General features: G+C 72.3%; 10 protein-coding genes. 7 read left to right on the top strand and 3 right to left on the bottom strand.

Translation table 11 applies throughout. The annotated features are described in order from the left end of the window. The first annotated feature begins 8 nt into the window (after positions 1-8). The 4 genes from Vau01_RS43845 to Vau01_RS64825 all read left to right on the top strand — a co-directional run bounded on the left by Vau01_RS43845 (position 9) and on the right by Vau01_RS64825 (position 5950). The gene (locus Vau01_RS43845) at positions 9-815 is read left to right on the top strand and encodes a metallophosphoesterase family protein (RefSeq protein WP_204006090.1); all 807 of its coding nucleotides are present in this window, start codon (positions 9-11) and stop codon (positions 813-815) included. Between the two features lie 84 nt (positions 816-899). After that, positions 900-4196 (top strand): eCIS core domain-containing protein, encoded by a 3297-nt coding sequence (locus tag Vau01_RS43840; RefSeq protein ID WP_204006089.1) that lies wholly within the window; start codon positions 900-902, stop codon positions 4194-4196. Then, positions 4193-5149, top strand: a complete 957-nt coding sequence (locus Vau01_RS43835) for an outer membrane protein assembly factor BamB family protein (RefSeq protein WP_204006088.1) — start codon at positions 4193-4195, stop codon at positions 5147-5149. The genes Vau01_RS43840 and Vau01_RS43835 overlap by 4 nt, the downstream gene beginning before the upstream one ends. 666 nt (positions 5150-5815) lie before the next feature. Continuing rightward, complete coding sequence (locus tag Vau01_RS64825; protein ID WP_275424009.1) at positions 5816-5950, top strand: hypothetical protein; 135 nt, start codon at positions 5816-5818, stop codon at positions 5948-5950. 39 nt (positions 5951-5989) lie between these two features. Here Vau01_RS64825 and Vau01_RS43830 read toward each other — a convergent pair whose 3' ends face one another. After that, a complete protein-coding gene (locus Vau01_RS43830; protein ID WP_204006087.1) occupies positions 5990-6523 on the bottom strand; it encodes a TetR/AcrR family transcriptional regulator in 534 nt (177 codons plus the stop codon). A gap of 54 nt (positions 6524-6577) precedes the next feature. Between Vau01_RS43830 and Vau01_RS43825 the strand changes: the two genes are divergently transcribed. The 3 genes from Vau01_RS43825 (at position 6578) to Vau01_RS43815 (ending at position 11985) form a co-directional block, all read left to right on the top strand. Continuing rightward, positions 6578-7057, top strand: a complete 480-nt coding sequence (locus Vau01_RS43825; protein WP_204006086.1) for a DUF1772 domain-containing protein — start codon at positions 6578-6580, stop codon at positions 7055-7057. 170 nt (positions 7058-7227) lie between these two features. Continuing rightward, a complete protein-coding gene (locus tag Vau01_RS43820; protein ID WP_239152326.1) occupies positions 7228-10578 on the top strand; it encodes a S8 family serine peptidase in 3351 nt (1116 codons plus the stop codon). Between the two features lie 99 nt (positions 10579-10677). Next, complete coding sequence (locus Vau01_RS43815; RefSeq protein ID WP_204006084.1) at positions 10678-11985, top strand: putative hexosyltransferase; 1308 nt, start codon at positions 10678-10680, stop codon at positions 11983-11985. A gap of 255 nt (positions 11986-12240) precedes the next feature. Here the strand turns inward: Vau01_RS43815 and Vau01_RS43810 are convergent, their stop codons facing one another. Both Vau01_RS43810 and Vau01_RS43805 read right to left on the bottom strand, forming a co-directional pair. Next, positions 12241-12567, bottom strand: a complete 327-nt coding sequence (locus Vau01_RS43810; protein ID WP_204006082.1) for a putative quinol monooxygenase — start codon at positions 12565-12567, stop codon at positions 12241-12243. A gap of 9 nt (positions 12568-12576) precedes the next feature. Further along, the gene (locus Vau01_RS43805) at positions 12577-14370 is read right to left on the bottom strand and encodes a sigma-54-dependent Fis family transcriptional regulator (RefSeq protein ID WP_204006080.1); all 1794 of its coding nucleotides are present in this window, start codon (positions 14368-14370) and stop codon (positions 12577-12579) included. Between the last annotated feature and the right edge of the window lie 122 nt (positions 14371-14492).

The raw sequence follows: 14492 nt of genomic DNA, 5'->3' as shown, positions 1-14492 counted from the left end.
GTGACGGCGTGCGCGTTGTCGGTCGTGGGGTCGAGCCGGTCACCGGGATTGCGTACCGGCGGGCGCGGTCGGGTGGCGGGACCGAGACCGTGCGACTGGTCGTCGAGCGCCTGGCCGTGGAGTCGGTGCCCGCCGGCTGCGACGCGGTGCTCGTCACCGGGGATCTGCAGGGAATGGCACCGTCACCGTTGGGTGGGCCGTCGGTGCTGTTGGGGGTCGCCCTCGCCGATTACCTGCCGGTGTGGGCCGAGCAGGGACTTCTCCCACCGCCGCACCGCCTGCTGGTGGTGCTCGCCGGTGACCTGTACTCCGCGGCGCGGGCCGACGAGCGTGGCGCGTCCGGCGCGGTCGCCGAGGTGTGGTGGGCGATGGCCGCGGCCGGGTGCCGGATGACCGTCGGGGTGGCGGGCAATCATGACGCCATCACCACCGGCGAGTTGGCCGAACTCGGCCCGGCCGCGACGCTGCTCGACGGCACCTGTGTCGACGTGGGCGGCACCCGCATCGCCGGCGTCGGCGGCATCATCGGCGACCCGCACCGGTTCGGCCGGCGGTCCGAAGCAGATCAGTTGACCCGGCTCGGCGCCGCGTTGGCCACCGGACCCGACGTGCTGGTGCTGCATGAAGGACCCGCCGGCCAGGACGACGATCAGCCCGGCCACCCCACCATCAGTGCCGCCCTGCACCCCCGGGCGCCCACCCTGACCGTGTGCGGACACGTGCACTGGGATTCGCCCGTTTCCCGGCTCGGCACCGGGAACGTCGTCAACGTCGACGGCCGGGCCGTCGTGCTGACCACGTTCATTGATCGCTGACCGTCTCACGGTGGCAACCGCGCGTGACCGGAGATGCTACGTTCGCAGGCATTGACCCGCACCGCGCATCGGCGGAGGCGAATGATGGATCGGGTTCCAGCCGAACGGGACAACGCGCCGCAGCACGTGCCGTCGTCCGCCGGGCCGGCGCTGTCACCGCATCCGGGTGCCGGGGTCAGCAACCGCGCGGTGGCCGGTGCGCTCGAATCGGCGCAGCGCGGCCAGGGTGAGCCGTTGCCGGCGGACCTGGCCGCCGGCCTGTCCGCCGCGCTCGGTGCCGACCTGTCCCCGGTCCGGGTCCACCGCTCGGAGGCCTCGGCCGGAGCGGCCTCGGCGTTGGGAGCGAAGGCGTTCACCGTCAATTCCGACATCCACTTCGGCGCCGGCCAGTACGAGCCGGACACGGCCGCCGGCCGGCAGGTCGTCGCGCACGAGGCGGCGCACACGGTGCAGCAGGGTGGCGTGGGCCGGGCGGATCCGGCGGCGCTGGCCGTCAGCTCGCCGTCCGATCGCGCGGAGGTCGAAGCCGGCGCGTTCGCGCGGCTCGGACCGACCGCGGCCCCGGTCCGGTCGCGGACGAACGCGCCGGTGGTGCACCGCGACCCGCTGACCTCGCCCGACGACGTCTCCCATCAGCCACAGCACGAGAACACGCAGGTCGCCGTCTGGGACAGCACGATCGCGTCGGAAGTGTCGACGACGACGATGGTCGGCGGTCTGTTCAACATGGCGCTCGGGATCACCGGGCTGCCCGGCCGGGAGATGGGCCACTACTCCACGGAGGAGGCGGCCGTCGCGGCGATCCGTTCCTTCGGCGGGGTCGGCGCCGTGTTCCTCGAGAACGGCCGGTACGTCGCGTACAACGCGGAGGACAACTCCTGGGTCTACTCGTTCACCTACGACAACGTGCGCTGGGTGGCCGGCAAGCCGTGGACCGCGGTGCGGTTCACCAGCGACGCGCGCGTCGTCGTCACGCAGGACGGGGTGGCGCTGCGGCGGGAGATGTACACGACCGAGGACGAGGCCGAGAACCGGCTGGCGGACCAGGCGCTCATGCCCGGTGGGGCCAACCCGTTCCAGGGCTACCTCGACGTCCACGGCGACTTCAACGCGCTCGGCGAGCAGCGTTTCCTCACGGCGTTCGCCGCCGCGATGCGCGACAACGGGTTGTCCGTGCTCGCGCGCAGCCGCGTCCTCGTGGAGCAGGAGATCGAGCGCCGCGCGCCGGGGGCCGCCGGGATCTCGGCCGACGAGATCGCGCTGATGCGCCACACCGTGGAGTACCTCGCCGGGATCGACGAGGAGATGGACGCGATCCCGAAGTCGCTGCCGTGGCCGGACGAGATGGACGAATTCCTGGCCAACAAGGAGCGCTTCGACGCCCTCGCCGACCGCCGCCGGGTGGTGCTCGCCCGGTACCCGATGCTCGCCCGGGTCGACGCCCGCGAGTTCGCCCGGCTGTCCCCGGAGGAGCAGAACCGGGAACTGCACGCCGACGCGATCGAGGTGCTGGCCGACGTCGACGAGACCCGCGACAACGTCATCGACGGCGACCTCGACCTGTGGACGCTGCGCCCGGTCGTGGAGTCCACCCTGGCCGGCCTCGGCATCACCGACCCCGACCGGCGGGGCTGGGCGATGGCGAAGCACGAGGCCGAGGTCGCCGAGGACCGCAACATCAGCATCGCGATGACGGTGTTCAGCATCGGATTCGGCCTGGCCGCCGCGGTCGTGGGCGGGCCGGCGGGGGTGGCGCTGGCGGCCGGCGCGCTCGGCATCGGCGCCGCCGACGCGATGATGGCCACCGAGAAGTACTTCGTCGAGTCGGCGGCCGGCAACACCGCGCTGGACCCGTCCCAGTCGATCGTTCCACCCGATCTCGCCGGGCACTGGGGCTGGCTGGTCGTCGCGTGGCTCGGCGTCGTCGCCGATGCCGCCGACGTGCTGCGCGCGGTGCGGGCGGTCAAGGCCAGCGGTGCGGTGGGCGACGGGATCTCCGCGCTGTCCCGGGGCGATCGGGCGCTGGCGACACGGCTGCGGGTCGCCGCCGGCGACATCGCCGACGACGAGATCATCTCCGAGGCGACGCGGGCCGCGGTCGGCCGGCAGGTCGGTGCCGACATCGAGATCGATCCCGCGTTGGGAACCGAGATCCAGGTGCACTACACGCCCGGCCCGCGCGGCGAGATCGTGTTCGGCGGCATCCGGTGCGGTGCCACCGCCAACGTGCTGGAGATCCTCGCGCACGCCGAGGTGGTACGCCTGCTGCGCCGGTACGAGGGCCTGACCGGACAGGTCCGCCGGCTCTGGGACGCGATGCTGTCGCTCGGTGGCCCGAACCCGGCCCGGCCGTTCCCGCCGGGGTCGATGGCCTTCGAGTCCTGGCTGGAAATGCAGAAGCTGCCCGAGATTCTGGAGATCCGCCGGGCCGCCCTCGGCCAGGCGATCGGGCGCGACGGCGAGGAACTGCTCCGCCGCGACGTCGAGTTCTTGGAGGCCGAGTACCGGCGACACGCCGAGGTCGTCGATCAGATGATCATCGAGCGGGGGGCCAACTTCGTCGCCCGGGCCGAGGAGCGCACCGCCGAGGCCGTCGCCGCCGGAATGCCCGCGCTCGACGGTCACCCGCTCATCGCCGACGCCAGCAAGTACTACTACCGCAGCAACCCGGGCGGCAGCCCGCCGTACGTGCTGTGCCGCATCAGCACCGAGAGCACCCCGGCCCGCACGCTCGTGCCCGACGGCGGTGGCTGGCGGATCGCCGAGGGAGCGCTGAGCCGTGGCGAGCAGGCGACGGCGATGGTCGCCGGCTGGCCCGCCCACGCGCAGACCGCCTTCGACGCGGTGAAGGCCGCGCACGCCGGTCAACGGGTGGTGCCGTTGCAGGGGCTGGCGACGGTGGGAAAGACGATCGGCGACCTGCCGCCGCCCGGCCTGTTCGACCGGCTCCGGGTGATCCTGGTGGAGGCGTACACCCGTGCCGGTGACCCCGACGCGCTCGGCAAGGCGACCGAGGCGGCCCGCGCGGTCGTGGAGCACAAGATCGTGGTGGTGCGGGGAACCGACCAGCTGCGGGCGTTCAACTACCGGCTCAACTTCACCGGCAGCGCCGACGAGATCGCGTCCACCGATCTGCACCACATCATCCCGTTGCAGCTCGGCGGCGACCACCGCCGGCTCGTGGCGGTGCAACGGGACCTGCACGACCGGCTGCACGACCTCATCGACGAGCTCCAGCTCGGCGACGGCACGCTGGCCCCCAACTCCATCCGCAGCTCCGGCGACCTGATCTTCGCCGAGGGCGCCGCCGTCCTGCGCGCCGACGGAAGCGTGCAGCTGGCCCGGCTCAACCCCGACGGCACGTACACTCTCGTCCCGTGACGCTGCCCTTTTCCTGGCGCACGCGGCTGCCGTGGTTCTGCGTCGCGTGGGACCGACCCGCTCCGGCCGGGCCGCAGGTGATCGCGCGCTGCGGCGAAGCGGTGGTGGCCTTCGACCGCGACGACGGCGCGATCCGTTGGCAGGCGCCACTGGACCCGCGGGCGGGCGACGGGGTCGCGTTCGTCTCCGGCGGTGCGGCCGTCGTCACCGAGTACCGACGCCGGCCGGAACGGTTGTCCACCCTCGTCGCGGTGCGGTTCGACGGGACGCGGGCGTGGCGCAGCGACCTCGGCGGGCAGGTGTCCCGGAACGGCGTCGTCGTTCACGGTGACGACGTGTACGCGCTCGCCCGGGAACCGGCTCGCCGTCAGGTGCTGTACCGCCTCGACCTCGCGTCCGGGGCCGTGCGCGCCACGCACGACCTGCAATGGCCCGCCACGTCGCTGCTCGCCACCGACGACGGCCTGCTGGCGGCGAACGCGTCCGACGACCGCGCGCCCGGGCTCTACCGGATCGCTCCCGACGGCGGCGAACCCGAGGCGCTGCTGGACGATCCGGTGTGGTGGCTCGCTCCGGGACTCGCGATCTCCCGCCACGCGGGAGGGCGCACGCTGCGATCGCTGACCGGCTCGTGGTCCACGGAGGTCGACAGCGACCTGGCCGGCACCGACGGGAACATGGTGGTCGCGGTGCGCGGCGGCGCGCTCGTCGCGCTGGCGACCCGGGACGGCGCCGAGCGGTGGCGCACGGACCCGCTACCGGCCGAGGCGACCCGGCTCGCGATCGCCGGCCCGGCGGTCCTGTGCGGCCACGGCGAGGGCACCACGCTGTACCGGACCGACGACGGCACGGTGATCGGCGGGACGGCCGACAGCTACGGGGTTCCGGTGGCCGACGACGACCACCTCTACCTGGGCGGCGTCCAGGAGTTCGGGCGGCTCGATCTGCCGTAGGCCGCTCCGCGCCCTCACGGCGTCCGCACCGGAGCATGGAATCATGACGCCATGGCGGCCGTGGAGGTACTTCCCATTTCGTTGACCGGGCCCGGCAGCCACACGATCCGGAGGTCCCCCGGGCAGGGTTCGATCACCGCGGAGTCGACACGGGTTTCCTGGACTGGTCCCGCCGTCGCCCCATCGAGTCCTTCTCCTGGTCGCCCACCGCGCCGATCAGTGTCGACGCCGGCGACGCCGGGATCGACCGGCTCTCCGTCGAGCTGACGGCGGACGTGTCGATCGTGTTGCCGCACGGCCTGATCGAGTTCGTCTGCTCCGGCGACGTCTCGCTGCTGCGCGCCGAATGGTCGGGGCCAGGGGCCGTCCCGGGCCTGCACTTCTATCCCAGGACGCATCCGTCGACCGGAGCGGAGCCGCTGCGCCTGCCCGACCTGCCGTCCCTCCGATCCGTCCACAGCGTGTCCGTCAAGGTCTCACCGGTGCGGCAGCCGTTCGACTGCGCCAGCCTGCTGCAGTTCACCGACCTCACCCGGCTGGTTCGACCAACACCACGGCCTGCCGTTCAACGACTGGCGACCGGCGGCGGCCCGCAAGGCCACCGCTGCGTTCAGGGCAGCCGAGACCGCCACCGAGCCCGAGGCAGGCATCCGTCGATTCGTCCAGGTGATCAACACGCTGCCCGGCATCGACACGATCGAACGCGAAGACGCGGCTGAAGCCGTCGCGCTCCTCGCAGCCCGCCACGCGATCGACACGGACCGCGCCCTCGCCTGGTTCGACGAGGAAAGAGACTTCTGACCCCTGGGGCGGCCGGCGCCGGTCGAGGTGAGGGCCGAGTTACTCCGGCCCGAACAGGCCGATCAGCGTGTCGACACGGGCCGTCTCGTGGTCGGGCCGCAGGCGGCCGTGCCGGGACAGGTCGGCGAGGCCGTGCAGCGCGCTCCACAGGACCTCCGCCCGGGTCTCGTCGCCCATGGTGGACAGCAGCGGGCGGAATCCGGCGCGCAGCTGCTCGGGCGTGGTGGGCCGGGCGAACTCCAGGTCGGTCGGCATCGAGAACATCGCCTCGTACGTCGCGGGCTGCGAGCGGGCGAAGTCGAGGTACGCCGCGCCGATTCCGGCCAGGTCACCCGCGGCGGTCAGCAGTTCGGCGAGCCGGGCGAAGCCGGCCAGGGCCACCGCCCGGATGATGCCGTCCCGGCCGTCGGGGAAGTGCCCGTAGAGAACCGGCTGGCTGAAGCCGATCGTGTCGGCCAGCCGTCGCACGGTGACCGCCGGCCACCCGTCCACCTCGGCGATCTCCCGCGCCGCGGCGACGATCCGATCCCGCCGGCCGGCACGGGCCAGTTGCGCTTTCGTCGGTGCCTTCACATCCGCATCCTAGCAGTGCTAGATTTCTAGCAACGCTAGATTCTAGGAGAGATCATGACCGTGCTCCTCGACGTCCTCGCCACCACCGCCGCGCTTGCCACCGCCGTCATCTTCGGCACCGACACGCTCGGCGCCCTGGTCATGCGCCCGACGTACGCCGCTGTCGACGACGCCACGCTGACCCGCGTCGTCGGCCTGTCCCACCGCTACGGCAACGCCCGCATGCCCCTGCCGGGCATCCTCAGCGTGATCGCCGGCGCCGCGACCACGCTCACCGCGTTCCTCACCGGCCGCCCAGCCGCCGGCGTCCCCGCGGGGATCGCCCTGCTCCTGCTGCTGGTCTGGCTGGTCCTGTTCAACCGGATCTCACTACCGATCAACAAGGTCTTCATCGCGGCGGCCGAGGCCGGCCGGGTGCCGGCCGAAGCACGCCAGCTTCAGCAACGCTGGGACTCGATCATCAACCTCCGCGCCACCCTCCAGGGAGCCGCACTGCTCGGCTTCTGCCTCACCCTCGCCCTCGCCGCAGCCTGACCGGAGACGTGACGTGGTTGGCGCCGGCGGCTGCGGCGCGCGGTGGACCCTCTTCCTGCGTCGCCGCCGCTGAACCTCGACGAGCGAGCTCCCGGTCGTGGTAAACGGAGGCGGCGCCGTCGGTGTCGAAGCATGTGCAGGCGTGAATGACACCGCGGGAAGGGGCGTCGATGAGGGTCCGGGCGTGGGGCTGGGCGCTGACGGCGATGGTCGTCGTCGGCACACTCGGTGGGCCGGCGGGAGCCGATCCCGGTCGTGGCGGGACCGGCGCCGGACCGGTGACGTCGGGGGCGGCGGTTCCGGCGGCGGTTCCGGCGGTTCCGGCCGGGAGGACGTACCGCGTCACGCTGTTGACGGGCGATGTCGTCACCGTCACCGGCCGACCGTCGGGATGCGCGGCGGTGTCGGTGCAGCCGGTGGCGGCGAGTGGCGTCATGACCCGGCACTGCGATCCGGACGGGCACGTCACGGTCATTCCGTCGGCGGTGGCGCCGTTGCTCGGTTCGGTGCTGGACCCGGACCTGTTCGACGTGACGACGCTGGTGCAGAACGGCTACGACGACGCGCGTTCGGCCGAACTGCCGCTGATCGTCCGGTCCGGTGGTGGCTCCGCTCGCGTCGCCACGGAGCAACTCACCGGGCAGCTGACCGCCAGGCACGACCTGCCGAGCATCGGCGCCGTGGCCGGTCGCGCACCGAAGTCCGGCGGGGCGGGCGTGCTGGCGGCGCTCGTGGGCGACCGGTCAGGTCCGTCGGCCCAATCCGCCGGCACGAAGGTGTGGCTGGACCGCCGGGTCACGGCGTCCGCACTGTCCACAGTGGACGGAACTGGGATCGACCGGAACCTGAAGCAGGTGTCCGCGCCGCGGGCGTGGGCCGCCGGCGCCACCGGTCGGGGCGCCCGCGTGGCCGTCCTGGACACCGGCGCCGACTTCACCCACCCCGACCTCGTCGGACGCGTGACCGACCGGGCCGACTTCACCGTCGACGGCGGCGACGCCGTGGACCGCGTCGGCCACGGCACCCACGTTGCCGCCACCGCGGCCGGCTCGGGTGCCGGAGTTGGCGGTGCCCGGCGCGGCGTCGCACCGGACGCGGAGCTGCTCGTCGGCAAGGTCCTCGACGACAACGGCTCCGGCTACGACTCACAGGTCATCGCCGGAATGGAGTGGGCCGCGGCCCGCGCCGACGTGGTCAACATGAGCCTGGGCGGATACGAGCCCAGCGACGGCACCGACCCGTTGTCGCAGGCGCTGGACGCGCTGACCGCGCGGACGGGTGCGCTGTTCGTGGTGGCCGCCGGCAACAGCGGTTCGTACGGGCGCGACGTCCCCTCCCCCGCGGCCGCCGCCGGTGCGCTCACCGTCGGCGCGGTCGACGGCACCGACACCGTCGCCGGCTTCTCCACCCGCGGTCCCGTGCAGACGAGCGGCGCGGCCAAGCCCGAGATCGTCGCACCGGGCGTCGACATCGTCGCGGCCCGCGCCGCCGGCACCACGATGGGCCGGCCGATCGACGACCGGTACGTGTCCGCATCGGGCACCTCGATGGCCACCCCGCACGTGGCCGGTGCGGCCGCGCTGCTCGTCGGCCGGCATCCGGACTGGTCGGCCGCGCAGGTGAAGGCGGCGCTCGTCGGTGCCGCGGACGCGGCCCGGACCACCGACGTCTACACCGTCGGCGCGGGTCGTCTCGACGCGGCTGCCGCGCTCGACGGGGTGGTCGCCGGGCAGGGCGTCGTCAACCTCGGCCGGCAGGACCGGGACCGGCTCCTCTCCTGGACGAACACCGGCACCCGACCGGCCGAGGTGACGCTCGACGTCGCGGTGACCGACCACGCCGGACGATCGGCGGCGGGCGCGCGGTTGTCGACGACCCGCCTGACGCCGGCGGGTGGCGGAACGGTCACCAGCACCGTCACCGTCGATCGGACCGCCGCACCGGGTTTCTACACCGCGTTGGTGACGGCCCACGGCGACGACGGCGCGGTCCTCGCCCGCACACCCGTGACGTTCGAGATCGAGGCGCCGATCCACGATCTGACGTTCGCCACCGGGCTGTTGCCGGGCGGGGTCGCCGGATTCCTGAACATCCAGGTGAACAACCTCGACGATCCGGCTTTGCACCTCGGCGGCGTGGGTGTCGTCGCGGGCGGGACGGCGACGATCCGGGTGGCGGCCGGGCGGTACAGCGTCCTGGCGTCCTTCGGACAGTTCGGGAATGGAGGCACCGGTGGGATCCTCGGCGATCCCGACGTCGAGGTCCGGTCCGACACGACCGTGACGATCGATGCCGGCCGGGCGAAACGCGTGAAGTCCACAGTGGAGGGTGCCGACACCGAGGCGGCCTCGGTGGCGATCGGCGTCGATCAGCGGGGCGCACAGGGCCTCGGGTTCGGCGCGTCGGTGTGGGCCTGGGGCGACGCGGCCCGCGACTGGACCGTCCACGCGGAGCCGAACGACGGCGCGACGATCGGCACGTACCGGGTGAACGCCTCGTTCGGGCTCAAGGCGCCGGGCAGCTACTACGACATCGTCCACACGTGGCAGTCGGGCATCCCGGCGGACCCGACACACCACGTGACGGCCGCCGAGAAGGATCGGATGGCCCGCATCGAGCAGCGGTTCCACCGCATCGACGGGCCGACGGTGTTCGCGCGGTCGGCACTGGGCCCGGACGGCTGGTACGTCGTCGACTCCCGGACCACCGACCTTCCGGAGACCCGCACCGACTACCTGACACCCGGATTCGTGTGGCAGGACGAGGTGTTCTACGCCGACGGGATCGTTACCCAGGAGCCGTATCACATGCTCGCGGCCGGAAGCCGTCAGGCGAAGACGTGGGCCCGGCAACCGATTCACTCGGACTGGTACGACGATCCGGGCGAGTCGTACAGCTCCTGCGTCCCGCGTCCGCCGATGCGCACCCGGGGGGTCCTGCTGTTCCACCTGACGACGCTCACCGATCGGCACCAGCGGTTCAACTGCTGGCCGCTCGACGGCATGACCGAGTCGATGCGACTGTTCCGCGGCGGATCCCTCGTCGGCTCGACGCAGACGAACGTCGGCGAGTTCGCCGTTCCGACCGGCACGGGCGACTACCGTCTCGTGTTCGACGTGGAGCCGGGGCCGACGCTCGCCGCGCCGAAGCGGATCAGTTCCGAGTGGACGTTCCGGTCGACCGGCCCGACGGGCACCGGCACGGTGCCGGTGCCACTCCTGTCGGTGGACTACGAACTCCCGTTGGACGCGGACAACCGTCCGGTCGCCGGCGGGCCGGCCCTGTTCGACGTCCGCCAGGCGATCGGCGTGAAACCGCAACGGATCACGGAGTTCCGGCTGTGGACGTCGGTCGACGACGGAGCGACCTGGCAACCGGCGCGGGTCACCCCGACCGACGGCCGGTACCGGGCCACGCTGCCCACCCTCGCCGCCGGACAGGCGCTGTCGTTGCGGGTCGGCGCCGCCGGGTCGGCCGGTAGCCGGGTCGACCAGACCGTCATCGCGGCGGTCCGCGGGTGAGCTCGGCGGCGAGCCGGTTTGCCGGTGGCGTCACCGGTGAGAGAGGGTCGGTGCTGGCACCTGCTCACCCTGTCCCACTCTGCGAACGGCGATCCCCTCATGTCCCTCTGGTACTCCTGGGGCCGGCAACGGCTCGCGGCGATCCGGGCGGTGCCGCCGGCTGAGCGGCTGATCCTCGCCGCCCTGGTGGTGCTCGCGGTTGTCGTCCGCGTGGTCGGCCGCAACTACGTCACCACCGACCTGGTGGTGTTCCGGAGCTGGTACGACCAGCTCTGGGCGGCCGGCGGGATATCGGGGCTGCGCGAGCCGATCGGCAACTACAACGCGCCGTTCCTCTACCTGCTGGTCGTCGCCGGGTTCCTGCCGGGTGCCACGCTGCTCAAGATCAAGCTGATCTTCGCGCTGTTCGACGCCATGGTCGTCTACTTCATGTACCGCCTGGTCGCCCTCCGGTACCCGGGCTGGCGGATACCGACCCTGGCCGCGCTCGTCACCGCGTTTCTCCCGACCGTCGTGGTCAACGCGTCGATGTACGGACAGTGCGAGTCGGTGTGGGCGGGGTTCGCGCTCGGCGGCCTGTACCTGCTGCTACGCGACCGCCACTGGTGGGCAGTCGCCTTCTTCGCCACCGCCGTCGCGGTCAAGCCGCAGGGCGTCTTCATCCTTCCGGTGCTACTCCTGCTGGTGCTGGCCGGCAGGGTGCGCTGGCGGGTCCTGCTCGCCCTCCCCGCGGTCTACCTGCTTCTGGACCTTCCCGCGATCGCCGCCGGCCGCGATCCGGTCGAGTTGCTCACCGTGTACTCCAGCCAGACCGACGACAAGGGCGGCCTGGCCCGCTCCGCGCCGTCGGTGTTCCAGTATCTGCAGATCGACTACGCCGGCGGCGTCCTGCGCAATCTCGGCTACGTGTTCACGATCGCCGTCGTGCTCGGCATCTGCTACGCGCTGGTCGCGGCCCGGGTCGACCTCGACCGGACCCGGATCGTCACGGCCGCCGCGTGCTTCGCCGTCACCGTGCCGTTCCTGCTGCCGTCGATGCACGAACGCTACTTCTACCTGACGGATCTGCTGACCGTCGCGCTGGCGTTCTACCGTCCCCGCCTGTGGTACCTGCCGCTGATCGTCCAGGCCGCGTCCGCACTGTCCTACCTGCCGTTCCTGTCCAACGGCGGCCCGCACAGCCCGTTCGTCGACCCCCGGATACTGTCGACGCTCATGCTCGCCGCGGTCGTGATCACCGGCTACACCCTGCTCCGCGACGCCGCGTCACCCACCGCCACCGGGGTCCCGAAAGACATTGCGGTCGACCCGACGGCAACGCTCGTCGAACCCGACCCGCCGGCGCCCACCGGTGGCACACCGATCGACCCGGCCGACCGCCTGTACACCCGGGTCGATCGCGGCTGAGGTCCGCTCAGTTCGGGAGCGCCGGGGCGGCGCCGGCGGCGGCTGGCGCGACGGTGGATGCTCCGATCACTCCATGATCGAAAGCGGTGCGACGTTTCTGCTGTCCCGAGACGGCGAAAACAGCAAAAACGTCGCGACGCTAACGATCATGGAGCCAACCCCGAAGCCTGTCCAACCGCGAAACTGCATCGGTGCCGACCACCGTGCACGTCGTCGACGGCTCCTGGCGCATCGCCTGGTCGTGAGCTCGCGGAATCAGTCCTTGACGGCCATCTCGCCGAGTTCGGACCAGTCGTCCTGCGGCACCGTGACGTTGACGATGCGTGGTGTCTCGGCCAGGTGCGGCGGCAGTGTCTGCTGCGCCTTCGCGAAATGGTCGGACCGCACGTGCGCGCCGCCGGCCTCGTCGTCCCGGAACGCCTCCACCAGCACGTACTCGGTGGGGTCGGCGAGGCTTCGGGACCATTCGAACCACAGGCAGCCCGGCTCGGCCCGGGTGGCATGGGTGAACTCGTCGGCGATCTCGGGCCATTCGTCGGCGTGTTCGGGCCGGATCCGGAACTTGGCCGTAATGAAGATCATTCCTGCTCCTCAGGGCGCCGGTAGGACGATGCCGTACTCGTGGATCTTCCGGTAGATGGTGGCCCGGCTGACTCCCAACGACTTGGCGGCCTTCCTCTTGTTGCCGTCCGCGTCGCGCAGGCTCTGCACGATCGCGTCGCGTTCGAGCGACTCCAGCGGGCTGAGCAGCCGCCGGCTGACCGTGTGGCACTCGGGCGGCAGGTCGTCGGCGTGGATCGTGCCGGTGCGCCGGTGCTGGACCACCTTCCGGAGCACCTGCCGGAGCTGCTCGGTGTTGCCCGGCCAGGTGTAGCGCATCAGCACCTGCATCGCCTCCGGCGAGCAGCGCAGCCGGCCGTCCGGAACCAGCCGGGTCAGCAGGAACGGCACGAGGTCGGGCAGGTCCTCGGGGTGGTGGCGCAGCGGCGGCACCTCCACCGTCCGGGCGAACAGGTCGAGGAGACGCGGTTCGACGCGCCCGCGGGCCCCGGGGTCGTCCGGGTTCAGGTCGAGGGTCGCCGCGACCCAGACCTCGGCCATCCGTGGCGGCGAGGCGGCCAGCACCGAGCGCAGGCTGTCGGCCTGTTCCGGGCCGAGCCGCTCGATGTGCCGCACGACGAGCGCGCCGGTGCCGTTCGCCGCCTCCCGGCGGACGGCCTCCGGGAGGTCCGGGCCGGCCTCGAGCACGGTGATCCGGCCACCGGGATGGCGGCGCTGGTACACGGCCCGGATCAGGGTGAGTCGGCCCGTGCCCGGCTCGCCCTCGACGACGAGCCACTCCTGCGCGGCGTAGGCGGCCTCGACGAGTTGCCCGGCGCGCGCCCACAACGGTCCGGAACCGATCAGACCGGGCAGCGGGAACCGGGCCGACGGCACCGGCGCGGCGACCGGGTCGATCAGCTTGACGTGGAGGATGCCGCCGGCCAGGCGGCCCTCGGCATGCACCGGCCGGCACTGGAACTGGCTGGTGGAGCCGTTGGGCAGCTCGACGACCGAGGTCGCGGAGCGCCCCGCGGCGAGCGTCTCGGCGGCGTGGCCGAGCAGCACCGACTGCGCGGCCGGGTCGAGCACCCGGCGCGCATGCTCGTTCATCATCACCATGTCGTCGTTGAACGCGACGACGAGACCCGCGCCCCGCCGGCAGACGCGCAGGAACTCCCGGGTCAGCGCGAACTCGCCGGCGCCGCTGTCGGCGAGCAGGGCCTGCTGGATCTGGTCCGTGGTGGTCTTGGCCAGCGTGATCAGGAGCGGGCCGGCGTCGCGGCACCAGCACGTCAGGTTGACCGCCCCGACGGTCTTGCCGGTGATCGGGTGGTGGATGGGCGCGGCGGCGCAGGCCAGATTCTCCAGGTTCTCCGCGTAGTGCTCATGACCGAAGACGTGCATCGGGCGGCCGCCCTCGAGCGCCGTGCCGATGCCGTTGGTCCCCACCCACTCCTCGGCGTAGCTGAACCCGGGCGCCAGCAGCACCCGGTCGAGGTGTCGCTCCAGGTCGGCGTCGCCGGTCATCCGGGTCAGCACCAGGCCGGCCGGGTCGGTGAGGAGGACGCTGATCGGCTGGCCGTCGAGGTGGTTGCGCAGCACCCGCAGCACCGGCAGGGCGCTGCGGATGAGCGGGCTGTCGAGATCGGGATCGCGGACGTAGCGCAGCCGGATCCGGTCGGCCGCGACGTTCCAGTACCGCGACCGCTGCCACGACGCGAGGATCGTGTCGCGCACCTCGTCGGGCTCGACGGCCTCCGACGTGAGGAATCGTTCCCGCGCTTCGGCGAGCCGGTCGCCGTTCGTGCGGACGGCCGGCCCCGGGCGCGTGGGCCGAACCAATGCACCCTCGTCTCCTCCGGACCGCACCGGCGGGTGGGCGCGGCCAGACCTGTCGTCCTGGTCAGCCTAGGTCGCGAACGCTACCGGGGCGAGTACCCGGTCGATGTCTCAAGTTGAGACCG

This window comes from Virgisporangium aurantiacum (assembly GCF_016863635.1).
Classification (GTDB): domain Bacteria; phylum Actinomycetota; class Actinomycetes; order Mycobacteriales; family Micromonosporaceae; genus Virgisporangium; species Virgisporangium aurantiacum.
Note: the sequence above shows the minus strand (reverse complement) of the source record. Positions and strands in the feature narration are given on the sequence as shown.

Excerpts from the sequence above, each read along its gene's own strand:
- Vau01_RS43820 (WP_239152326.1), top strand. The coding sequence starts at position 7,228 with ATGAGGGTCCGGGCGTGGGGCTGGGCGCTGACGGCGATGGTCGTCGTC.
- Vau01_RS43810 (WP_204006082.1), bottom strand. The coding sequence starts at position 12,567 with ATGATCTTCATTACGGCCAAGTTCCGGATCCGGCCCGAACACGCCGAC.
- Vau01_RS43840 (WP_204006089.1), top strand. The coding sequence starts at position 900 with ATGGATCGGGTTCCAGCCGAACGGGACAACGCGCCGCAGCACGTGCCG.
- Vau01_RS43825 (WP_204006086.1), top strand. The coding sequence starts at position 6,578 with ATGACCGTGCTCCTCGACGTCCTCGCCACCACCGCCGCGCTTGCCACC.
- Vau01_RS43815 (WP_204006084.1), top strand. The coding sequence starts at position 10,678 with ATGTCCCTCTGGTACTCCTGGGGCCGGCAACGGCTCGCGGCGATCCGG.